The sequence below is a fragment of the Nocardiopsis gilva YIM 90087 genome (assembly GCF_002263495.1).
Taxonomy (GTDB): domain Bacteria; phylum Actinomycetota; class Actinomycetes; order Streptosporangiales; family Streptosporangiaceae; genus Nocardiopsis_C; species Nocardiopsis_C gilva.
Genome location: NZ_CP022753.1, coordinates 6,042,805 through 6,065,129, shown reverse-complemented (window position 1 = coordinate 6,065,129; position 22,325 = coordinate 6,042,805). Strand labels below are relative to the sequence as shown.

Below are 22,325 nucleotides of genomic sequence, written 5' to 3'. Positions count from 1 at the left end.
ACTCAGGCAACCAGAGTGCCCGCAGCAATGACCGCCACGGCCAACGTCAGGCCTAGGAGCGGGGCGTGGAGCAGGAGCAGCCGTGCCGTCACGGTCCGCGTGCGGCGTTCTCCGTCGCCTAGCGCACGGTGGTACCCCGCCTGCTCTGCGGGCTGCAGCCAGACCCACGGCCGCGTGGCCCCGCCTCGTGCGAGAGACCCCGCCAACGGCACGACCCACAGCGCGGCTAGGCATGTCACCGTTGCCCACGGGGACGTCACGATGTTCAACGCGATCACTCCGACAAGGATCAACAGCCGTGGGACGTCGGGTATCACCAGGACCGATCCGAACGCGACAAAGCCAGGCACGCCCAGCAGGTAGGGCAGCCAAAGGAACAGGCCGAAGGCCAGCACGGTTCCCGCGAAGAACACGCGACCCGGCGTCCACCGTGAGCTGAGGTAGGGCATCCACGCCCTCGCCGTCTCAGCGAGCCAGCGTACGCAGAACCAGGTGGTGGCAATAACGATCGACGACCACACCAGCCACTCCAGCGCGCCCGGGCTAGCTAGATCAGCGTGTGGTGTACCGCCCGGCCGTATCGCGCTGATCACCGCCACCTGCGGCCCGATCGCAATGCCCAGCCCCAACCCGATCCCGAACGCGTTGACGGAGATCCGTGTCCGGGTTACACAGGCTGCCACTGCGTCCGCGAGCACCGGGCGTGTGACGCTGACCGCGACGAGGGCGACCATCGCCGCGCTCGCAGCCGCGCGGCCTGAACCGCCACCGGGAATAATCCACCCGATGAACTCGGGGAACGTCTGGTATGCGTAGACGGCCACGATCCCCAGCAGCAGGCCGTCCCCCACACGGACCGCGCCCACCATCCGGGACTCGTCCAGGGCCGTTCTGCGCGCGGAGGGGACCGGATGGGTGCTGAACCAGGACCACACCCCCGAGCGTTGCAGGGGTACAGCGGCCAATGCTCGACGCAGATCACGGCCGGCGCCCCACTGCTCGACGCGAGCGTCGGCGTGCCGCTCACGCGAACGCAGCACCGCGTTGCGGACCAGCAGCACGATCAGCACCAGCACGAGCAGGCGCACGCTGATGCCGAGTCCGCGTTCCCATCCTGCGACGACGATCCGTATCGGTGTGAGGATCAGGGCCGGGACGAGCATGAACACCACGAACGTCCGCCAGAGGGCGACCGTCAGGTAGGTGGCATCGATATCGCCGTTGCGGATGTGCGCGAGCTCGTGCAGGACGATCGCGCGGAACAGGGGCGGGTCGGTCGTGAAACTCTCCACCAGGCCTCGGCGCAGGAGGACGTAACGCCGCCCGAAGCGCCCGAACGCCAGCCCTGACACGCGGCGATCCAGCAGGGCGAGGAGGAAGGTGATCTCCGCTCGGTCGACACCGGCTCGCGCGCACAGCTGATCGAGATCAGAGCGCAGTTCCGGCATACCCTCGGCTGGGAGCGGCACGAGGCCCTGGCGTCGGATCCGCGCTCGGGGCATCAGCATGTAGCGCACGACGGCCAGAACGACCAGGACCGCGATAATGCTCAGCAGGAACACGCCAATCGGCGTGTAGTCGGTCTCCGGGCAGGCCTTGATGGCGTCGACTGTCTTCGTCGAGTTCTTGTCGAGCGACGAAACGCCACCCGAGTCGGGCGCGTTCCGTATCACCGCGGCAAGGCACTCCTGAGCTTCGTCGAGCTCGGCGCTCGTTCCCGGTGCGACGGCTCTGCCGAAGCCGAACGTCAGCAGCGGAACGGCGCTGAGGACCGCTGAGGCCAGCAGGAGGAAGCGGATAGCCGTGTCGGCCGGGAACGCGAACGGGTTCGGGCGTGCCTCCGTACCCCTGTCCGCGGCCATGATCGGCGGCTCAGTGCTCGTGGGGGAGAAGAGCGAGCTCCCCGACGATGGAATCGGCGATCAGCCGCGCTGTCTCATCACTGACACCGGCGTCGACAGAACGCTGGTGGGCGAGTTCCCGCACAGCGGCAAGCTGATCCCGCGTCAGCGAGATGGGCTGCTCCACATCATCCGGCTGGGCCGTGGGCTGTGTGGGCTCCTCGGGCTCGCGCTTCCACACCATCAGGCGCTTCCACCAGCTTGCGGTGGTCCGTTCCACGACCTGCCCCGCCGCCTCGCCCGACCTTTGTGCCAGGTAGTCCACGGAGTATCCAGCGGCGACGAGCGCGGCGTGACTGACGAGGGTGACCGCTTCGTCCACACCGAAATCAAGCATGCGGTCGGCATTCCGATGCCGTCGGGACTGCTTGCGGCGGGCGAAGTAGGCGTCGGACGTGACATCGAAGAGGGGGAGCTCATCGGGGGCCGCACGTTCGACGGCCGTCCGGGCGAGCGCGATGTGCAACTGCGAGTACTCCACCACAACCCTTTCGGTTCGGTGCGTACTTCCGGTCGCCTGAGATTATCGGCTGGCCTGTCGGCGATTCCAGAAAGATGCCGAATGTGGCCACAGTGTGTGGCAGGTTTTCCACTGAGCATCGGGAGTCGCGTGGTGCGGGGCGTCGTACGGTCGCGGGCCTGGACGATGGCGCAGCCGGACGCGATTCGAATTACCCCAGACTCGGCCACCGGACCTTCGCCGATGCCGAGTGCTCCGCCGCCCTCCGGGCCATCAAGACCGGCCGACTCGATCGCTGACCATGCAGGTGTGGGGCTGAGCTGCGCCCGTCCCATACCCCACCATCATCCTTCGGCATGGCCGAATCTGGTCGCTCCCCTGACCCCCTGCGACAGGTGGGTTACTGTCACGGCAGAGCACCCGAAGCGGGCTGGAGGCGCCGATGGGCACACGCGGCAAGAAGGTTTAGTGCAACGTCTGCGGCGGCAGCAAGGGCTGGTACGAAAGCGACGACGGCAACCGGCGCTGGGTTCAGTGCTGGGGGTGTAGCGGGACGGGCGAGCAATGCCCCCTGGGGAACGCGCAGTTGCAGCGGTCGATCGGGAGCGGTTCATACCCGCCACCATCTATGTGCCCGACGCCCATACGGGGTGGCTGGTGCCCCTGAACCGCGATGATGCCCCAGAGACCTGGTCTGCCCACGTCCATGCAGATGAGCCGATCGTGACCGCCGTCGACTACGATCCACGCCTGCCCGTCCACCTGCGCGATCCGTCCACAGGTCGGGGCCTGGTATCAACGTCCTCCTCCAGCAAGCCCAGCGTCATGGCGCGCATGGTCGACTGTCTGGACCTGGCTGCTGGTGTGCGGGTGCTGGAGATCGGCACCGGCACCGGATTCAACGCCGCCGTCCTCGCCCATCTGGCTGGCTCTGGGACCGTCACCTCCGTGGAATCCGCCTCCGATCTAGCCGAGGCTGCCCGCAGAGTCCTTGCTGCGACCAGATACGACGTGGAGGTAGTGACCGGCGACGGCACGCAAGGTCATCCACCCGGTGTTCCATATGATCGGGTGATGGCCACGGCGGCGGTACACACCATGCCCTATGCGTGGGTGGCCCAGACCAGGCCTGGCGGGTTGATCGTGGCGCCCTGGGCGCCGACCTTCCACCCTGACGCGCCACTGGCCGTACTCACCGTTCGCGAGGACGGCACCGCACAGGGGCGTTGTGTCGCGCCCGCACCCTTCATGCCGATGGATGGTCAGCGAGTCATTCCCGCCGACGCAGCCAAGACGCAGGAGCCGTGGGAATCCTCCGGGCGGCCGGAGTGCACGCGGTTCGGTATCACCATCACTGCGGACGGCCAGCGGGTGTGGCTTGACGATCCCGCCAACCTCATACATGCAGGATGCCCTGAACACCAACGGGTGAGCTGCGCGCAGGCGTCCCGAACTCATCCTCTGGCCGGAGGCTTGTCTGCGGGCGCCCCGATGTCCCGCGCATCAGGCAGTCCCGGAGCAGGAGGACCCGCTTGGGCACTCCGTGGTCCCGCCGCTTTCGAACGCTTTGATGACGTCGGGGTGTTGGCCGTAGCCTTGCGGGATCAGATCCTCGGCACGGACGTCGCGCAGTTCGGCCGTTACGTTGGGGGAGAGACTGAGGACTTCGTGGGTGCGGACGTCGTTACGGGGATCGAAGGGCAGGGTCTTGGCCCGCTCCAGCCAGAACCGGGACCCCGTATCAGGGTTGAAGTGCCACTCCATGGCGGCCTGGATCAGTTCGTCCGGCTCGCGCCGGACATCGATGGGGAGGTCGAGGACTTGTGGGGTGGCTCGCGGCACGGGAACTTCTTCTCGGCGTATGAGGCGAGGGCGGAAATGCCGGGCGGAGGTGCGGAACCTCCGCAGGCCCACCAGTGGTGAGTGCGAACGGAGCACGGAACTACAGCTCGACGATGACGGCACCGATGTGCCGCCCTTCGATCACCTCCAGCAGAGCCTGAGGGGTGTGTTCGATGCCCTTGATCCGCACGTGGGGAAAGACCATCTCCCCCGCGCGAAGCCACGTGCCGAACCTCTCGGTCCACTCCGCCCGGTCGTCGACGTCGTCAGAGCTGAAGCCACGCATCACGATCCGCTTGTGGATGAGCGGCAGGGAGTCCAGTACCGCCCGCGGAGACGAGCACAGTGTCCCCAGGGCGGAGTTCGACCCCCCGCGTCAGCGCCGCGGAGGCTGTCCAGCCCTGCTGAAGATGGGTGATTGGCTCGGGAAGCGCCTCGTCGTCCAGCCGTGCGCACTCGCCCGTGGGCACGACGGCGTACTCGCGCCAGCCTAACCAGTGCGACACCAAGATCGCCTGGCTGCAGCGAGCTGCCCTCCAGGGCACAGACAACTTCGCCGATCGCCGCCCCGACCAGAGTGTCGCCGGCGTTGAGCACGGGGGAACGGCGTGTCCTTCGTTGCACCCGCGATGGGTATGCGCCGCGTGGCGAAGACATGGAAGAACCGATTGCGGACCGGCACCTCGCCTTCCTCCGGCGGGGCCAGGGGTGTCTCGACGACACGGAGGTGCTCCAGCCGCGTAGCCCATCGGGCTTGGTAACGAGGCGGACTTCTCGTTGGGTAGCGGGCAGGGCTGCCATTCACGCTCCTGAACTGGAAGAACCTACGGATGTGGCGTCTTGGTGCACGCGGGGTGACCAAGGAAGCCCAGCGTGGAGCGATCACACCCTCCGACTCCAGCCGCGACGCTGTACTGGAACATTTCTTCCATCCCAGGCGGCTGACTGAAGGAAGCTCACACCGCACGTCGACCTGATCACCACCTCTGCGGCGTCGACGCCCGCGTGCGTGCATCGGATCGTCGTGTGGGAATTCGCAACCGCAGATCCCCTCGACGGAAGAAATCTTCCATCTCGGCGCTCTGGCTGGAGGTCCTCTTGTCCGTCCCTCCACGCTGACTCGTGGTCGAGCTCGATGTCCTGATCCCAGGGGGTCGAGTCGGCGTGTCGAGAACGGTGGAGAGGAACTCCGATGACTGCTGAGCGTGTGCTCGCGCCGACTCCCATAGCGGCGTACCGATGGCGGTGGCTGGCGCTCACCGCCCTGCTGCTCGGTGAGGCCATGATCCTGTTGGACGCGACCATCGTGCAGGTCGCCGCACCCGCGATCCACGCCGATCTGGGAGGGGCGGCGTCCGACATCCAGTGGTTCACGACGGCCTACACCCTCCCGTTCGCGGTGCTGCTGATCACCGGCGGTCGGCTGGGCGACATCTCCGGTCGGCGACGGCTGTTCGTCATTGGCGTCACGGGCTTCATGATCGCCTCCTCCGCCTGCGCCCTGGCGCCCACGGTGGGTCTGCTGATCGCCTTCCGCGTGGTGCAGGGAGCAGCGGCGGCCGTGATCATCCCCCAGACCATCGGCCTGATCAAGACCATGTTCTCCGGCGATGAGATGTCCAAGGCCCTGGGCAGCATCGGCCCTGTGATGGGCCTGGCCGCCGTCTGCGGCCCGGTGCTCGGCGGCGTCCTGACCCATGCCGACCTGTTCGGCTCGTCGTGGCGCGCGGCATTCCTGGTCAACGTCCCTCTGTCTGTGGTCGTGCTGGTCATCGCCCCAAAACTGCTGGAGAACCGCGCCCCGGAGCGGCCCACGCTCGACATGACCGGCACGCTTCTGGCCATGATCGGTATCGGGCTCATCGTCTACCCCCTCATCGGTGCCGACATCGCCGCGATGTCCGGGTGGAGCTGGGGGGCCATCGTGGCCGGTCTGACTGTGATGGTCGCGTTCGGGCTGCACCAGCGCGGTGTGGCCGGGGGCGGCCGTAGCCCGTTGGTGGAGCCGAGCCTGTTCGCGCATCGGAGCTTCCCGGCCGCCTTGGTGACGTCGACATTGTTCTTCGCGGTGACGAACGGTCTGATGATGGTCATCGTGCTGCAGCTTCAGCTCGGGCTCGGCATCGATGTGCTCAACGCAGGGCTGACGCTCGCTCCGTGGTCGGTCGGCCTGGCCATCGCGTCGTGGGTGTCCGGCGCCCACCTGGTCCGGCGGTTCGGGCACCACATGATGTTCCTCGGCCTCGCCGTGCTCCTGGTGGGAGCTCTGGCCGCCATCGCCGTGTACCACGCGGCGGACCCCACGGTCTACCCCAAGCCGCTGCTGATCGCACTGGGCGTCGTCGGCCTGGGAGTCGGCCTCTTCAGCCCCGCATTCTTCACCATCGCCCTGAAGCCGCTGCAGCCTCGTGAGATCGGGTCGGCCGCCGGGCTGCTGAACGGCGTCCAGCAGCTGGGAGCCACGCTTGGGGTCGCCATCCTGGGAAGCGTCTACCTCAACAGCGCAGCGTCCGGCGGTCCTTCGGCCGCTCTGCATGCAGTCCAGGTCGCCTTCTGGGTTGCCGTCGCGCTCGTGGTGATGAGCTTCGTCAGCAGCATGCTGATGATCGAGAAGGGCGCTTCGGACAGGGCCGGGGCGCAGCACTGATCGAGCCACATACCTGAGCGGTCCATGCGGCGGCCTCGCGGACGCCGCATTGGCATGTAAGGGAACGCGGGCGTTCACGGTCGTACGCGCATGGGCGGAGCAGGCCGTCGACTACGGGCGAGATGCGTGATCATCGGGCTCGCCGCCTTGACGTTCTGCAGAACCGGGCTGGTCTCGAGGGCGTGGATCGCGTCGAGGGAGCCGAGCCGACGTGCGAGGTAATGGTGCAGGTCGGCGGGGTCACTGCACAGCGCCTGGGCCACGAGGTTGGTGGGGCCGGTGGTCGCGGCGACGAAGGCGAGTTCGTCGTGGCCCGCCAGGGTCGTCGCCACGTGTTCCAGATGCGCGGGGCTCACCGACATCCACAGCAATGCCCTGGTGTTGGCGCCGAAATGCCCGGTGTCGACCTCGACATCGAAGAAGATGGCTCCGCCCGCCTGCAGGTCGGCCAGGCGGCGCGCGACGGTGACGGGGGACCAGCCGGTCGCCTGGGCGAGATCCGCATGGCTGGCGCGCCCGTCCTTCTGCAGTGCAACCAGCAAATCCGCGTCTGTGTCGCTCAGTTGGCGGGGCGCCGGGACATACGCGGTGTCGGCTGCCTTGTGTGATCTCAGGATGCGCTGCTGCTCCTCGTTGAGGGTGTCGGCTCTTCGGCGCCAGCTGGTGGGGCCTCCGAGGTACATGTGCAGCAGGCAGTGGGCGGACACAGCGGTGATGTTGTTCGTGCGCGGGATGTCGCGCAGCAGCAGGGAGTTGCCGGCGTCGTCGTCGGTGGGGGTGTGGATGATCGCCACGATTTCGGTGCCGCCGGAGGTGAGTTTGACCCACGACGTGTCCGGGCGACGCGCCAGGGCGTGCGCGAGGTCCTGCGCGGAACTCGCCGCGGCGGTGAGTCTGACGAGCCACTGGGTCTGACCGGCTCGGTGGGGGTCCGCGAGCCCGACGACGCGCAGCGATGCCTCGTCACGCAGCCGTCGGTAGCGGCGGGCGATGGTCTGGGGAGAAACGTCGAGGGCGGCGGCGATCTGGCTAAACGGTGCGCGGCCGTCTATGTGCAGCGCGTGAATTAGGGCACGGTCGAGGGTGTCGAGCATGCACACATCCTTCATTGGAGGCCTGCTCAGTGGAATAAAGTTGAAAATAGCGGAAGACACGCTACCATCGCAGCCGCAGGGGTCCGCAGAATTCCATCAGTTCACCGCTCGAGCAGGAAAGATTGTGCATACTTGGTACATTTAGCGGGCGGGTGCGCGCTCCCTTCGCTTCCTTTCAGGATCCATCTAGCAGATATCAAGACATTTCAATGGGCGTTTCAGGCGTCGGGTTCACCGGAGAATACTCGCCTCTTTGTATAGAATTGCCCTCGTCTGCTGGAGGATTTCAAGGAAGGCGGATGCGCGTCAACGCGCTTGGCGATCTCCTCTACCGGCAGCGGACCTCCGAGGAGTTGATCGACCGCGCCCAACTCGGCCACAACGTACAGCAGATGCGCCAACCTCAGGCCATTCTGAAAGTCCAGCATGCGTCCCTTCGCAGCATCCAGACTCAGATCCTCGTTGGCGGCAATATCCGCGGTCACCTTCGGCTGCGACGATAGCGTGTTCCGAGTAATCTCCAACTTTGTTCCACAGAGCAGCCCCTCACTGAAGGATGCGTGCACGCTCGACGACCTGGACCGTGCCCTGGTCCACGTGCTGCACATTGATGGCCGCGCATCCTTCAGTCAGATCGCCGCCTCGCCCGACTTTTGTGCCAGGTAGTCCACGGTGTATCCAGCGGCGATGAGCGCGGCGTGACTGACGAGGGTGACCGCTTCGTCCACACCGAAATCAAGCATGCGGCTGGCATTCTGATGCCGAATGTGGCCACAGCGCGTGGCAGGTCTTCCGCAGAGTATCTGGAGTCGTGTGGTGTGGGGCGCCGTACGGTCGCGGGCCTGGACACTGGTTTACCAGGACGCGATTCGAAGTACCCCACCCTCGGCCACCGGACCTTCGCGGATGCCGAGTGGTCCGTCGTCCTCCGGGCCATCAGGACCGGCCGACTCGATCGTTGACCATGCAGGTGTGGGGCTGAGCTGCGCCCGCCCCACACCCCACCTTCCACCCTGACGCGCCACTAGTCGTACTCACCGTTCGCGAGGACGGCACCGCACAGGGGCGTTGTGTCGCGCCCGCACCCTTCATGCCGATGGATGGTCAGCGAGTCATTCCCGCCGACGCAGCCAAGACGCAGGAGCCGTGGGAATCCTCCGGGCGGCCGGAGTGCACGCGGTTCGGTATCACCATCACTGCGGACGGCCAGCGGGTGTGGCTTGACGATCCCGCCAACCTCATACATGCAGGATGCCCCTGAACACCAACGGGTGAGCTGCGCGCAGGCGTCCCGAACTCATCCTCTGGCCGGAGGCTTGTCTGCGGGCGCCCCCGATGTCCCGCGCATCAGGCAGTCATGGAGGGACATCGGGGGCGTTCCTTTGGGCGAGGTAGTGGCGGGGTCGGCCGCGGGCCGTGCGTCACGTCTCGGCGACGGCTTCCAGCGGTCTCAGGGTGGCTGCTCGGCGGGCCGGGACGGCGGCCGCGACCGCGCCGATCGCAAGGGACACCAGGCATACGAGGAGCAGCGTGCCCCAGGGCAGCGCCAGGGAGTACTGCGGGATTGCGCCGCCGGCCAGCGGGCCGACAGCCCAGGCGCCGAACAGTCCGCCTGCCAGGCCCAGGAGTGTGCCGAAGGCGGCGACGGTCACGGCCTCCAGGAGGATCATCCGCCGGATGCCGGCACGGCCCATGCCGATGGCGCGCAGTACGCCGATCTCGCGGGTGCGTTCCGAGACCGACATGGCCAGGGTGTTCACGATGCCGAGTGAGCTGATCACGACGCCGATGGCGAGCAGCCCGTACATCAGGGTCAGCAGGTTGCTCATCGCGCCGGCGGCCTCATGGACGAGTTCCCCCCGGTCCTGCACCTTCAGCAGCGGGTTGTTGCCCACGGCGGTGCGCAGCCGGTCCTCGGTGGACTTCGAGATCGAGCCGTTGTCGGTGCGGACGAGGATCCGCTGGACGGAGCCGGGCTTGAAACTGTTCTCCTGTACCTCACTGCGGGCGCCGAGCGCGTCGTTGGCGACGGGGTTGTCCTCGTAGACGCCGACGACGGTGTACTGCGTGAGGTCCTGGCCGCTGCCCATGCTGGCGTTGATCTTGCCGCCCGCGCTCACGCCGTGTTCCCGGGCGATGGTGCTGGAGACAGCGATCCGGCCCGGCCCGAGGTCGTCGAGGGAGCCGCTGGTGAAATCGAGCTTCATGGCGGCGTCCACGGAGTCGGGGTCGACGCCCGAGATCTGCCGCACATGGCCGCCGATGAACAGGGTGGAGTCCGTGACGGCAGTAGCGGTCCGCACCCCGGAGGTGTCGGACACCCGCTCTACGGCGGCCGGGTCGATGCCGGTCGTGGGGGTGCGGGTGCTGATCACGTAGTCGGCGTCGAGGCCGGCTGCGGCTTGGTGGTCGAGAGCCTGCCCAGCGGAGTTTCCGATGACGGCGAGCCCAGCGACCAGTGCTGTGCTGATCATCAGGGTGGCGGCGGTGGCCGCGGTGCGCCGTGGGTCGCGCAGCGCGTTCTCCCGCGCAAGATGGCCGGTGATTCCGAAACGGCCGGTCAGGCGTCCGGCCAGCCGGATCACGGGGGCGGCGAGAAGCGGCGCCAGCGCGATCATGGCGGCGACGAGGATGGCGCAGCCGAACATCGCGTTCTGCAGGTTCTCCTCTGAGGCGTCCTCCGCCCCCCTGAGCGCCACCAGCACACCGGCGCCGAGGACGAGGAGGACAACACCCACCGCGGCACGAACGCGGGATCGGGTGGTGGAGGGCGGCTGCTCGGCCGAGCGCATCGCCTCGATGGGCGCGACCTTCGCCGCCTTGCGGGACGGCAGCCACGCGGCGAGCACGGTGACACCCACGCCCACACCGAGTGCCGCCACGATGGGGCGCGGGCCGATCACCAGGGGGCCGTTGGGCAGCGTGTCCCCGGTGGTGCTCAGGACGTCGGGCAGCACCCAGGCGATACCGAGGCCGAGTAGGAAACCGGCGCCTGATGCGGCGAGGCCGAGCAGGAGGGCCTCCAGGAGGACGGAAAGGACCACCTGGCGGCGGGAGCTGCCGATCGCCCGCAGCAGGGCGATCTCGCGGGTGCGCCGCGTCACGAGCATGGTGAAGGTGTTGATGATGAGGAACGAGCCGATGAAGAGCGCGACCCCGGAGAAGACCAGCGGCAGCTTGGTGTAGCCCCGGGTCAGGGTGTCGACGTAGGTGGCCTGCTGGGCGGCCTGGGCGGTGCCGGTCGTGGCCTCGGCCCCGTCGGCCGGGAGCACATTGGTGACCCGCTCGGAGAGCTCGGACTCGCTGGTGCCGGACGCGGCGGACAGGTCGATCCCGGTGTAGTTGCCCGGTGACGCGAACAGCCGCTGGGCGGTCGCCTTGTCGAACAGGGCGAGGGTGCCGCCGGCGGTCACCCGGGTGTCCTTCGTGGTGACGATGCCGACGAGCCGCTTGGTCATGACCGGGCCGTCGGTGGCCAGCGTGATCGTGTCGCCGATGCTGAAGTCGCCTGCGGCGGCGGTACCGCTGTCCACGGCGAGTTCACCGCCGTTCTGCGGTGCGCGGCCCTCGACCAGCGGATAGCGGGTGTCCTTGTCGTCCTTGCCCGGTACGTAGGCGGCGGCCAGATTCCCCCACGCCTTCTCGGCCCGGAGCGGAGTGCCGTCCGCCGCGTTCAGGACGGCCGAGCCGTCGACCGACGGGTGCACGGCGGCGACACCGGGTACGTCGGCCAGCTTCTCTACGAGTGCGTCGTTGAGCACGGTGGTGGATTGGTCCGCGGCGGCCCCCGGTTGGGGCGCCTTCGGGGTCACGGTGACCGCGACGTCCGCGAAGGTCTGTGACGCGGCGGCGCGGTAGGCCGCGGCGGAGGAGTCCGCGAAGACAAGGGTGCCGCAGACGAACGCGACACCCAGGCAGACCGCGAGGAAGGTCATGACCAGACGGGCCTTGTGCGCGAGGACGTTGCGCAGGGCTGTTCTCAGCATGGGTGGCTTTCGGAGAGGTGGAGGTACAGGAAAGTGCGGCGCGGGTGCGCGGCGTCTGGGAGCCGGGCCCGACGGATGCGAGCGGGGAGCCGGTCCGGTGCGGTGCGGCTCAGCTGGTGCGCGGGTGGCGGGTGTCGAAGGCCTTCATTAGGTCGAGGACCCGGTCCGGGGTGGGGTGTGCCATCTCGTCGACCAGACGGCCGTCGGCGAGGAAGACCACACGGTCGGCGTAGCCTGCGGCGACGGGGTCGTGGGTGACCATGACCACGGTCTGGCCGAGTTCGCGCACCGAGTCGCGCAGAAAGCCGAGGACCTCGGCCCCGGAGCGGGAGTCGAGGTTGCCGGTGGGCTCGTCGCCGAAGATGATCCCGGGCTGGGAGGCCAGGGCGCGGGCCACGGCGACGCGCTGCTGCTGCCCGCCGGACAGCTGTGCGGGCCGGTGGTCGAGGCGTCCGGAGAGGCCGACCATGGAGACCACGCGGTCCAACCACTGCTGATCGGGCTTGCGTCCGGCGATGGTCAGCGGCAGCGTGATGTTCTCCAGCGCGGTCAGGGTCGGCAGCAGGTTGAACGCCTGGAAGATGAACCCGATCCGGTCGCGGCGCAGCGCGGTGAGCTGCCGGTCGTTGAGCCTGCTCAGTTCGGTGGTGCCGACGCGCACGGAGCCGGAGCTGGGCGAGTCGAGCCCGGCGGCGCAATGCATCAGGGTGGACTTGCCGGAGCCGGAGGGGCCCATGATGGCGGTGAACTCGCCCGCCCGGAAGGAGATGCTGACCTGGTCGAGGGCGACGACACGGGTGTCTCCGCTGCCGTAGACCTTCGACAGGTCGGTGGTGTCGGCCGCGATCCCGGTCGACGGGCGCGACGCGTGCGGGGCAAGGGGTCCGGCGGTCACAGGGGAACTCCTCTTCGAGTGTGCAACGGTGCACCTCGAAGAGTGTCCGAAGAACGTATCGGGGCCTGGGCTGCCGTGTATCGGCGTCCGCGCCGCTTCGTAGCAGTTCTGTAGGGGCGGCCGGGCTGGGCGGTCCTGGGTAGGGCCGGGCGGTCAGTTCGGCAGGCGCAGGGTGGCGACGCCGCCGCCGTCCGGGGCGTTGTCGAGGCGCAGTTCGGCGCCGAGGAGGCGGGCCTGGCCCTGGGCGATGGTCAGGCCCAGGCCGTGGCCTGAGCCGCGCTCCGTCGCGCCCGTGCGGAAGCGGCTGGGTCCGTCGCGCAGCAGGTCCGGCGGGAAGCCGGGGCCGTGGTCGCGCACGACGACGGTACTGCCCTCGACGGTGACCCGCACCGGGATGTCGCCGTGCCGGTGGGCGTTGATGACGAGGTTGCTGACGATCCGTTCGAGGCGGCGCGGGTCGGTCTCCACGGTCGGCGCGGTCGTGCCGGCCTCTGCTTGCGTCGCGTCGGCGACGGTGATCTCGCTGTCGAAGCCGGTGCGCGCCACGGCCTCGGAGACGACCGCGTCGAGTGGGACATGGGCGCGGACCGCCTGTTCGGCGCCGGCGTCCAGTCGGGAGATCTCCAGCAGGTCCTCGACCAGGCCGCGCAGGTCGCGCACCCGGGCCCGGAGTAGATCCTCCGTCTCACCGGGCGGCAGCAGGTCGGCGGCGGCCAGCAGACCGCCGACGGGGGTGCGCAGCTCGTGGGCCACGTCCGCGGTGAACTGGCGCTCGGTGCGCAGCCGTTGGGCGAGACTGTCGGCCATGAGGTCGACGGTGGCGGCGATGTCGGCCACCTCGTCGCTGCCCCTGGTAGGTCCGGTCCGGGCATCCAGGTCCCCGTCGGAGATCCGGCCCGCGGTCTCGGAGACCCGCCGCAGTCGGCGGGCGAGCAGCCCGGCCCCGTAGACCGCCAGGGGCGTGGCCGCCGCGAGTGTGACCAGCGAGGCCACCGCCATGACCACGTCGAGTCGGCGGAGCCCGTAGAGCTCCGAACTCATGTTGACCCGGACGGCGAGCACAGGGCTGTCCGGGCCGCCGACGCGCTGTGCGGCCCAGAAGCTCGGCCCCATATTGCCGTCAACGCGCCCGTCGTAGGCCGTGTGCCGGTCGCCATCGGCCGGATCGTGCAGTACGGCGGGCAGCTCGGCCGGATCGAGCTCGGCACCGTCCGCCAGCGTTCCGGTGCGCCGGTAGGTGTCCATGGCCGAATACAAGGTGTTGAAGGCCTGTGCTTCGGCGCGGGTCCGGATGTCCTGTGCGGTCCACACGTGCACCAGCACGCCCACCGTCGCCACGACCAGGCACGCCGTGGCCGCGGCCAGCGCGGCGATCTTCCAGCGCAGGGACATGGGGGCCAACCGCGGCCGATGGAACGGGCGCATCGGCCTCAGCGCCTGAACTTGTAGCCGAAGCCGCGGACCGTCTCGATCCGATCCCGGCCCAGCTTCCTGCGCAGCCGCTGCACACACAGGTCCACGACCCGGCTGTCGCCGTCCCAGCCGTAGTCCCACACGTCCCGCAGCAGGGTGTGCCGCTCCAGCACAATGCCCGGGTGAGCGGCGAACTCCAGTAGCAGCTTCAGTTCGGTCGGGGTCAGCGCCACGGGGCTTCCGGCGACGGACACCTCCAGGCCGCCGGTGTCGATGGTCAGGTCCCCGAAGACCAGCACCTCTCCCTCGGACGGTGGTGGCCCGTCGCCGGTGGCCGGCTCGGGTCCAGGGGCGGGCGCGTAGGTCGCCCGCCGCAGCAGCGAACGGATGCGTGCAACGAGCACAAAGGTGTCCACGGGTTTGACGACGTAGTCGTCCGCCCCGGCCTCCAGACCGGCGACAACGTCGAGCCCGTCGCCGCGCGCGGACATCATCAAGACCGGCACCAGGCTGGCCTCCCGGACTCTGCGGCACAGGCCGATCCCGTCCAGACCGGGCAGCATCACATCCAGAATCAGCAGGTCGAAGCTTTCGTCACGGAAGAGCTCCAGCCCCGCCAGCCCGTCGGCGGCGGCCTGCACCTGGTAGCCGTAGCGCTCCAGGGCGACGGCGAAGGACCGGCGCATCAGATCGTCGTCCTCCACCAGCAACACGCGAACAGGCCGCGGCGAGGCCGGAGCCGGGGCGGATGAGGACACGGGAAGATGGCTCCTGTTCGGACGGTCGTGAGGCACAGGTCCCGTGTGCGCTTACGCGCAGACGGGACCTGAACGGAACGATACGACAGACATCGGGCGTGGCGACTGCGTCGCGCATCGGACACGCGCTGCGCCCGTCACAGTACCTTCCATCCGTGAATGACCAGGTCAGACGGGGTGGCACGCCTCGGGTAGCCCCCGGGTCCCCGGCACTCCAGCTCCCTGTGGCCCCTTCGCCATGGCCCGGCGCACGGATTCGATGGGCAACCAAGCGCTCCCTGATACCCGCCCGATACAAAACCCGCCCAAGGCAGCGCGCCGCTCCGAGATCGACCGCATCGGTCAGGCGCGAGTGGGAGGAACGCAGCACCCGCGCTGACCCCCTGACAGACCCAGGGACCCACGATGGCCGCGGTGCGCAATACGCCGTACCGGAGAAGCCCAGCCCGTCACACTCTGGTCCGGTTTCGAGCACGGAGACGCGCCGACAACGAGAAAGCCGCCGTGGCGACGACAGCCGCCACCGCGACGACGATGACGGCGGTCTGGTGTGCCTGGACCCAGCCGGACAGCTCAGCGGCCAGCCGTTCGGCCCCAAGCGCGGTGCTGCTCGGCCGTCCGGTGGCGGCCGGAAGCCAGTAGTAGGCCAGGTAGAGGCCGCTGGCCAGCAGGACGGCGCCACTGACGCGGCCGGTGTAGCGCGCCAGGCCGGTGATACGGCGGGTGAGCGCGCTTCCGGCCGAGGACACCGACACCGCCAGCAGCATCAGCAGCACGGCCGATCCCGTCACGTAGGCGGCCAGCACCCCCAGCAGCCCGACGACGCTGGAGGCGGCGGTGGCCTGGGCGATGACGGCCAGCAGCACGCCGAAGGTGCAGGCCATCGACGCGGCCGCATAGGCGGCGCCGAAGACCATCAAGCGTCCAGCACCGGCGGGGGCGGCCCCCGCTCTGGCGGCGACGCCTGGCACACGCAGCGACACCTTGACACCAATCAGCATCAGGGCGCCGAGCACCGCCAGAGCTGCGCCGGTGGCCAGTCCCGCCCACGGGGCGAGGGTGATCAGGAAGCGCGCCCCCAGGCTGACAGCCCCGGCCAGGATCGCCAGGGTCCCGGCGAAGCCGACGGTGAGCGCGGCCCCGGCCGTCAGCCCGGCCATCGGGCGGGCGGTGTGACCTGCCCGGGAGGCCATGTCGAGGTGGTAGGTCAGGTAGGCGGGCAGCAGCGCGATCCCGCAAGGGTTGAGCGGAGCGATCATCCCCGCGCCGAAGGCCAGTGCGAGCAGCCCGCCCATCAGACATCCGCCTCGTCGAGCGCGGCGAGGATCTCGTCGGCCGACGGGTTGGTCTGACGGTAGGTGACCTCCCCCTCGGGAGTGGTGATGAGCAGTGTGCCCAGCGCATTGATCCGGTAGGCGCTGGACAACGCACCGTCGGTGTCGCTGGCGGCCGGAACGTCCTCGGCGCCGACGTAGTCCATCAGGCCGGTGATCTGCTCGGCCGTTTCGTTCGGGTCGATGTCCACGGCCAGGAAATCGGCCCTGTCAGCGGCTTGGGCGTGCGCCTTGCCCAAAGCCTCGGCCCCCTTGGCGCAGCTTCCGCAGCCCGCCGTGAAGAAGAACATCACGGCGGGTTTGTCGCCGGGGACCGTGACCTCGTCGCCGTCCAGGGTGGCCAGGGTGACGGGCTCCTGCGGGGACGGCGCCGCGCTGTGATCACCGATGGCCGAGGGGCTGTCGGCTTCCGAGAGTCCGACGGTTCCCGGCGACCCACAGGCGGCGGCTCCGGTCAGGACAGCGGGCAGCAGCACGGCGACGGCGGCGCGGCGCGCCAGGCGGTGTGGGCCGCTGCTGGGGGGTAGGGATGTCATTCTTCGCGGAGGTCCTCACGGGGCGGAGTGGGGCGGGGCGGGCAGCAGTCGGCGTCACCGCCGGTGCGGCGCCGCGCCCAGATGAGCCAGATCGTGGCGGCGAGCGCGAGCAGGGCGCCGCCGATGAGGTAGGGGTCGGCCAGGAGGGCGCCGATCAGGCCGAGCCCCCCGGCGGCGATCAGAACGGGGGCGGCGCAGCACAGCGCCATGGCCGCGGCGAACCCGATGACTCCCAGGGAGGAGCGCATGGGCGGTCCCTCCGTTCTCAGTGGTGATGGGCGTCGATGCGGTCGCAGCAGGCCAGGGCGGCACGGTTGTCGGCCGCCAGGGCGTGGGCGAGCACGACGAGGTCGGCCACGCGCGGGTCGGCGACTCTGTAGTAGGCGCGGCGGCCCTCGCGGCGCGCGGCGACGTATCCGCAGTCGGCAAGGCACGCCAGGTGGGTGGAGACCCGGCCCTGGGACAGGCCGACATGCTCGACGCACTCGGTGACGGTGTGTTCGGCGTGCAGGAGGAACTCCAGCAGCCGCAGCCGGGTGGGATCACCCAGGGCGCGGAAGAACTTCGCGACCGTCTCCGCCCCGGCCTGCTGGTCGGGGAAGAGCTCCTGAGGCGAGATCGGAGCCTGGGCTCTGGTCGTGGTCTCGTTCACAGGGGGCACGTCCCTCCACTCATCCAACGTATTTGCCTTCCCGGATACTATGCTGGCAGCATACATTCGTCAAAGCGAATAATACGAGGTTGGCGAGGATGCCGACGCGCAGGAAGAGGGCAGGGCCATGATGTTCGATCTCGCGGTCATCGGTTCGGGCGGAGCGGCGTTCGCCGCCGCGATCGCCGCGCGGCGAAAGGACCGGTCGGTGGTGATGGTGGAGCGCTCCACGGTCGGCGGCACGTGCGTGAACACCGGATGCGTGCCGTCCAAGGCGCTGCTGGCCGCTGCCGAGGCCCGACATGTCGCCATGGAGGCGGGCCGGTTCCCCGGCATCCGGGCCGACGCCGAGGACGTGGACTTCGCCGAGCTGATCGGGGGCAAGAACGCCCTGGTGGACGACATGCGCTCCGGCAAGTACGTCGACCTGGCCAAGGAGTACGGCTTCGACATCGTGGCCGGCCAAGCGCGCTTCGCCGACGAGGTCGGTGGCGGGCCTGTGCTGGACGTGGAGCTCACCGAGGGCGGAGCGCGGCGCGTCGAGGCCGCCCACTACCTCATCGCCACTGGCTCGGCACCGTGGGCACCACCCATCGACGGCCTCGCCGACGCCGGATACCTGACCTCCACCACCGCCATGGAGCTGACGGAACTGCCGGGATCGCTGCTGGTGGTGGGCGGCAACTACATCGGTTTGGAGCAGGCCCAGCTCTTCGCCCGCCTCGGCGTGCGCGTCACTGTGGTGGAGATGATGGACCACCTGGCCCCCAATGAGGAGCCCGAGGCCGGTGCGGCCATCGCCGACGTCTTCGCCGACGAGGGGATCGAGGCGCGCACCGCCGCCACCGTGACCGAGATCCGGCGTGCGGACGGCCACGTCGTGGCCACCGTCGACGGCGAGGAGCTGCGCTTCGACGAGGTACTGGTGGCCACCGGACGTCGTCCGGTCACCGACGGGCTGAACCTGGAGGCCGTCGGAGTTGCGACCGGCGAGCGCGGCGAGGTCGTGGTCGACGCACACCTGCGCACCGCCAACCCCCGCGTCTGGGCCGCCGGTGACGTGGCCGGTCAGGCGCAGTTCGTCTACGTCGCCGGAGCCCAGGGGGCCATGGTGGCCGACAACGCCCTGGACGGTGCGGAACGCACCCTGGACTACTCCCCCCTGCCGCGGGTCACCTTCACCAGCCCTGCCATCGCCGCCGTCGGACTGACCGACGCCCAGGCCGGGCGACAGGGTGTGGACTGCGAATGCCGCGTCCTCGGCTTGGAGAACGTTCCGCGGGCGATCGTCAACCGCGACACCCGTGGCCTGATCAAGATCGTCGCTGAGCGCGACAGCGGCCGTGTCCTCGGGGTCACGGTGGTGGCCGAGGGCGCCGGGGACGTGATCGCCACGGCGGTCTACGCCGTCCAGGAGGGGATGACGGTCGACCAGGTGGCCCGGACCTGGTGCCCGTACCTGACCATGGCCGAGGGGTTCAAGCTGGCCGCCCAGACGTTCACCCGCGATGTGGCCAAGCTGTCCTGCTGCGCCTCGTGAGCCCACCGATCCTCGGATCCGCACTCACGACCGCCGACATTGGCCCCCTGACCGCCCGCCGCGCACGCATCCTCGACACCGCGTCGCCTTCCGTACGCGGGCTTCTCTCTTCGCGCCCTGGTCACCGGTTTTAATGCATTGGCCGGGACTCCCATCGGTGCGAGACAATGACGTGGTGTCCAGAGCGCGGCGGGGGAGCGGCGCTCGTTTTTTAGCGGGAGTTCGCGCGCGTTGTCTCAGAGTCACGTAGGTACCGACCGTCGCAGCCTGCGGGCTGACTGTGCGAACTGCTTCGGGCTGTGCTGTGTGGCACTGCCCTTTACCGCTTCGGCCGATTTCGCGGTCGACAAGGCCGCCGGACAGCCGTGTTCGAACCTGCAGACGGATTTCCGATGCGGCATCCACGCGAACCTGCGGGAGAAGGGCTTCTCCGGCTGCACGGTCTTTGACTGCTTCGGGGCTGGGCAGAAGGTCTCGCAGGTCACCTATGGCGGGCAGGACTGGCGGAAGGCGCCGGAGACCGCTCGGCAGATGTTCGAGGTGTTTCCGGCAATGCGGCTGCTGCACGAGCTGCTGTGGTACCTGACCGCGGCGCTCGAACTGCCGCAGGCCCGTCCCATCCACGACGACCTGCGCTGCGCACTCGACGACACCGAGCGCCTCACCCACGGCAGCGCCGAAGAGATCCTGGCGGTGGACGTGGAGCGGCACCGCCAGGAGGTCAATGAGCTGCTGCTGCGCACCAGTGAGCTGGTCAGGGCGGAGATCCCGGGCAAGAAGAAGAACCACCGGGGCGCCGACCTCATGGGCGCCAAGCTCAAGGGCGCCAACCTGCGGGGAGCGGACCTGCGCGGAGCCCTTCTCATCGCGGCCGACCTCCGCACGGCCGATCTGCGGTCCGCTGACCTCATCGGCGTGGACTTTCGTGACGCCGACCTGCGCGGGGCCGACCTCACCGGCAGCATCTACCTGACCCAGCCCCAGGTCAACGCGGCCAAGGGCGACGCCGCTACCCGGTTGCCCCCGGACCTGGCTCGACCGTCCCACTGGTAGCCGTTCTTGGCCGAGGGGTGGGGAGGTCGGTGGCGGGTCTGGTCTCGGGACCGTGACCGACCTCCCCACGGCTAGCTAGGCCTCAGCCACCTGGGGCGGTGGCCACGGGACATCCCGCAGGACCGGGAAAATGGATTCCTCCTCGTAGTCGAGGTGGGCCCGCAGCTCCTCTGCCAGACGGTCCAGTTCGAATCGGAGCCGTTCAGGGTCGGCGCTGCTGATGTCAGCCAGGAGGGTGACGAGTTCGCCCTGGAGCCGAGCGACCGTCTGGTGTTCCTCGTGGAGCCGGTCCAAGGTGCTGCCGAGGTGCGGGTGGTAGTTGCGGACGTTGGGGAACAGGTGCTCGTCCTCGCCCTTGTGGTGAAACTCCAGGAACTGGCAGAACGCCAGGCAGTGCTGCCGGATCTGCAGCCCGAGTCCCGGCGCCGGGGGTCGCCCCGGTCCCTGGTGAGCCGCTAGCGCCGCGAAGTGGGCGTCGACTTCGGCGCGTACGTGCCGCAGCTGAGAGCGCAGCCAGGTGTGCACCTCCAGCATCTTGTCGGCGAGGTTGGTGACCTCGGCAGGTGCTTCCCCGTCCTGCGGGTCGCCCCGCTCCAGCACCACGACCGGCAGAATGCGGTCGGTTCGGGCCTGGTAGTCGCCATAGCCGGGCTGTTCCCGCACGACGTGCGCGAACAGGCGGTCGCGTCGCTCGCCTTCGGCCGGGACCGCGATGGCTTCGAACTGCTCCGTGCCGATCTCCACCTGCACGAGGGGGTTGGCGAGGAGGTTGTGGTACCAGACGGGATGCTGTGGCGCGCCTGCCGCGGAGGCGACGACCAGCAGCTGGTCGCCGTCGCGGATGAAGCCGAGCGGAACGGTGTGCTCGCTCCCCGACTTCGCGCCGGTGGTGGTGAGAAGGAGGAGGTCACCGCCTTCGAACGGGCCACCGACCTTTCCTCCGTTGGTTCGGAACTCCTCGATGACCGGTTGGTTGACGTCTGTGGACATGCGGAACGAATCTCCAGTGCGTGTGGGGCCGCGGCAACCACCGCGACCGCGGTGTTGGTGAAGGGTGGCGATGCGCGCAGGGCGCGCAGCGCGGTGAACGCACGTGGCCCCTTGCCTGGAGATGGACATCGGTCGAGAACGCGCGGCACCCGACGTCAGCGAACACGGCAGCCGTCAGGGAGACAGGAAAAGCGCGAAGGGAAGCCACCTGGCGGTGCCTGGCACCGCGCAGGACAAGGGACGACGTGCGGACGTCGTTACGTCAGACGCAGTTATGCGGAGGAAGTCATCATGGCATCGTCCCTCGGTCAGGTGCCGCCCACCTGCCGACCGGCCAACTGGTCTCTCCTACCCACGGATCTGTAGTCGGCGGCACGCGACACGCGCCTCATTACAGCCGTCCGAGTTCCGCTTGTCAACGCGTTTTCGTGCGCCCGGCCGATCGTCCGCCGGTGCTTGGCGCAGGCCGAAGGGAATTCGCTTGCAACCACTACAGGTGAAGTTCTAGGACTGGAGTGTTTGACTTCACGAGCCAGACCATCCCCAGGGGCACGCATCGAGGGTTGGTCCGGTTTTATTCCCGATGTGGGTTGGGGCGTGTGCGCCCGGAATGGGCCCCAGGGAGTGACGGTTGGCGGAGGCGTTGGGTGCGCCCGCTCGTCAGGTGACGGCGGGCTGACCGACCGCGACTTCCACTGATGACCTAGGAGACTTTCCATGGCCCACACCGTCGTCAACCCCTCCGCCCTGCACGACCCGACACCGTTCGGCTACAGCCACGTCGTCAGTGCTCCCGCCGGAAGGCTGGTGTTCGTCGCGGGGCAGTACGGCTCCGACACGAGCGGGCAGGTCGCCGAGGCCGACTTCGCGGCGCAGGTCGATCGGTCGTTCGCGAACATGCGGACCGCGCTCGATGCCGCAGGCGTGGACTTCAGCAGCGTGGTCCAGCTCCGGACATTCATCGTCGACCACGACGCGGACAAGCTCGCGGTCCTCGTCGAGAACGTGCAGCGGATCTGGGGTGAGCAGCCACCCACCCAGACGCTCCTCGGTGTCGCCTCGCTCGCTTTGCCGGGCATGCTCTTCGAGGTCGACGCGATCGCGGTACGGGCGTGACGTCGTTGCTCTGATCTTCTGATGAAGCCCCTGATGAGCAGGGCATTCGCGCGGTCGGTGGCTTGGCGCCGACCGCGCTTTCGTGTGTCCGGGCCGATCGTCCGCCGG

20 protein-coding genes are annotated in these 22,325 nt (G+C 68.8%); 6 read left to right on the top strand and 14 right to left on the bottom strand.

Annotated elements, in window-relative coordinates; translation table 11 throughout:
* Nucleotides 1-2: 2 nt before the first annotated feature.
* Complete coding sequence (locus CDO52_RS26535) at nucleotides 3-1,862, bottom strand: M48 family metalloprotease (RefSeq protein ID WP_017618397.1); 1,860 nt, start codon at nucleotides 1,860-1,862, stop codon at nucleotides 3-5.
* 10 nt (nucleotides 1,863-1,872) lie between these two features.
* Nucleotides 1,873-2,382, bottom strand: coding sequence for a hypothetical protein (locus tag CDO52_RS26530; protein WP_152471591.1), 510 nt, complete (start codon nucleotides 2,380-2,382; stop codon nucleotides 1,873-1,875).
* A gap of 702 nt (nucleotides 2,383-3,084) precedes the next feature.
* Between CDO52_RS26530 and CDO52_RS28995 the strand changes: the two genes are divergently transcribed.
* On the top strand, nucleotides 3,085-4,284 hold the full coding sequence (locus CDO52_RS28995; RefSeq protein ID WP_232524337.1) for a protein-L-isoaspartate O-methyltransferase family protein: 1,200 nt from the start codon (nucleotides 3,085-3,087) through the stop codon (nucleotides 4,282-4,284).
* A 19-nt stretch (nucleotides 4,285-4,303) separates the two neighbouring features.
* On the opposite strand, the gene CDO52_RS28390 is transcribed toward CDO52_RS28995, so the two are convergent.
* The gene (locus CDO52_RS28390; RefSeq protein ID WP_198345797.1) at nucleotides 4,304-4,492 is read right to left on the bottom strand and encodes a hypothetical protein; all 189 of its coding nucleotides are present in this window, start codon (nucleotides 4,490-4,492) and stop codon (nucleotides 4,304-4,306) included.
* Nucleotides 4,493-5,395: 903 nt separating this feature from the next.
* On the opposite strand from CDO52_RS28390, the gene CDO52_RS26515 reads away from it, so the two are divergent.
* Nucleotides 5,396-6,850 (top strand): MFS transporter, encoded by a 1,455-nt coding sequence (locus tag CDO52_RS26515; protein WP_017621913.1) that lies wholly within the window; start codon nucleotides 5,396-5,398, stop codon nucleotides 6,848-6,850.
* Nucleotides 6,851-6,924: 74 nt separating this feature from the next.
* On the opposite strand, the gene CDO52_RS26510 is transcribed toward CDO52_RS26515, so the two are convergent.
* Nucleotides 6,925-7,944, bottom strand: a complete 1,020-nt coding sequence (locus tag CDO52_RS26510; RefSeq protein ID WP_051060955.1) for an Lrp/AsnC family transcriptional regulator — start codon at nucleotides 7,942-7,944, stop codon at nucleotides 6,925-6,927.
* A gap of 218 nt (nucleotides 7,945-8,162) precedes the next feature.
* Complete coding sequence (locus CDO52_RS29630; protein WP_394340771.1) at nucleotides 8,163-8,372, bottom strand: hypothetical protein; 210 nt, start codon at nucleotides 8,370-8,372, stop codon at nucleotides 8,163-8,165.
* Here CDO52_RS29630 and CDO52_RS29625 point away from each other — a divergent pair.
* Complete coding sequence (locus tag CDO52_RS29625; RefSeq protein ID WP_394296746.1) at nucleotides 8,371-8,610, top strand: AsnC family protein; 240 nt, start codon at nucleotides 8,371-8,373, stop codon at nucleotides 8,608-8,610. The genes CDO52_RS29630 and CDO52_RS29625 overlap by 2 nt on opposite strands.
* Nucleotides 8,611-9,365: 755 nt before the next feature.
* Here CDO52_RS29625 and CDO52_RS26490 read toward each other — a convergent pair.
* The 8 genes from CDO52_RS26490 to CDO52_RS26455 form a co-directional block, all read right to left on the bottom strand.
* Complete coding sequence (locus CDO52_RS26490) at nucleotides 9,366-11,930, bottom strand: ABC transporter permease (protein WP_017618400.1); 2,565 nt, start codon at nucleotides 11,928-11,930, stop codon at nucleotides 9,366-9,368.
* A gap of 109 nt (nucleotides 11,931-12,039) precedes the next feature.
* Nucleotides 12,040-12,825 carry an ABC transporter ATP-binding protein gene (locus CDO52_RS26485; RefSeq protein WP_017618401.1) on the bottom strand — a complete coding sequence of 262 codons (786 nt, stop codon included), beginning with the start codon at nucleotides 12,823-12,825 and terminating at the stop codon, nucleotides 12,040-12,042.
* A 153-nt stretch (nucleotides 12,826-12,978) separates the two neighbouring features.
* Nucleotides 12,979-14,217 (bottom strand): sensor histidine kinase, encoded by a 1,239-nt coding sequence (locus CDO52_RS26480; protein ID WP_017618402.1) that lies wholly within the window; start codon nucleotides 14,215-14,217, stop codon nucleotides 12,979-12,981.
* Nucleotides 14,218-14,255: 38 nt separating this feature from the next.
* Nucleotides 14,256-14,951, bottom strand: a complete 696-nt coding sequence (gene cseB / locus CDO52_RS26475) for a two-component system response regulator CseB (protein ID WP_083919831.1) — start codon at nucleotides 14,949-14,951, stop codon at nucleotides 14,256-14,258.
* Between the two features lie 494 nt (nucleotides 14,952-15,445).
* Nucleotides 15,446-16,291, bottom strand: a complete 846-nt coding sequence (locus CDO52_RS26470; protein ID WP_017618404.1) for a cytochrome c biogenesis CcdA family protein — start codon at nucleotides 16,289-16,291, stop codon at nucleotides 15,446-15,448.
* The gene (locus tag CDO52_RS26465; RefSeq protein WP_017618405.1) at nucleotides 16,291-16,866 is read right to left on the bottom strand and encodes a TlpA family protein disulfide reductase; all 576 of its coding nucleotides are present in this window, start codon (nucleotides 16,864-16,866) and stop codon (nucleotides 16,291-16,293) included. Before CDO52_RS26465 ends, CDO52_RS26470 begins: the two co-directional genes overlap by 1 nt.
* The gene (locus tag CDO52_RS26460; RefSeq protein WP_017618406.1) at nucleotides 16,863-17,114 is read right to left on the bottom strand and encodes a hypothetical protein; all 252 of its coding nucleotides are present in this window, start codon (nucleotides 17,112-17,114) and stop codon (nucleotides 16,863-16,865) included. The genes CDO52_RS26465 and CDO52_RS26460 overlap by 4 nt, the downstream gene beginning before the upstream one ends.
* A gap of 17 nt (nucleotides 17,115-17,131) precedes the next feature.
* The gene (locus tag CDO52_RS26455; RefSeq protein ID WP_017618407.1) at nucleotides 17,132-17,518 is read right to left on the bottom strand and encodes an ArsR/SmtB family transcription factor; all 387 of its coding nucleotides are present in this window, start codon (nucleotides 17,516-17,518) and stop codon (nucleotides 17,132-17,134) included.
* Nucleotides 17,519-17,645: 127 nt separating this feature from the next.
* Here CDO52_RS26455 and merA point away from each other — a divergent pair, with 127 nt between their 5' ends.
* Nucleotides 17,646-19,058, top strand: coding sequence for a mercury(II) reductase (gene merA, locus CDO52_RS26450; protein ID WP_017618408.1), 1,413 nt, complete (start codon nucleotides 17,646-17,648; stop codon nucleotides 19,056-19,058).
* Between the two features lie 306 nt (nucleotides 19,059-19,364).
* Nucleotides 19,365-20,111, top strand: a complete 747-nt coding sequence (locus tag CDO52_RS26445) for a pentapeptide repeat-containing protein (RefSeq protein WP_017618409.1) — start codon at nucleotides 19,365-19,367, stop codon at nucleotides 20,109-20,111.
* A gap of 75 nt (nucleotides 20,112-20,186) precedes the next feature.
* Here CDO52_RS26445 and CDO52_RS26440 read toward each other — a convergent pair whose 3' ends face one another.
* Nucleotides 20,187-21,101 carry a nitroreductase/quinone reductase family protein gene (locus CDO52_RS26440; RefSeq protein ID WP_017618410.1) on the bottom strand — a complete coding sequence of 305 codons (915 nt, stop codon included), beginning with the start codon at nucleotides 21,099-21,101 and terminating at the stop codon, nucleotides 20,187-20,189.
* Nucleotides 21,102-21,818: 717 nt separating this feature from the next.
* On the opposite strand from CDO52_RS26440, the gene CDO52_RS26435 reads away from it, so the two are divergent.
* The gene (locus tag CDO52_RS26435; protein WP_017618411.1) at nucleotides 21,819-22,217 is read left to right on the top strand and encodes a RidA family protein; all 399 of its coding nucleotides are present in this window, start codon (nucleotides 21,819-21,821) and stop codon (nucleotides 22,215-22,217) included.
* Nucleotides 22,218-22,325: the final 108 nt, after the last annotated feature.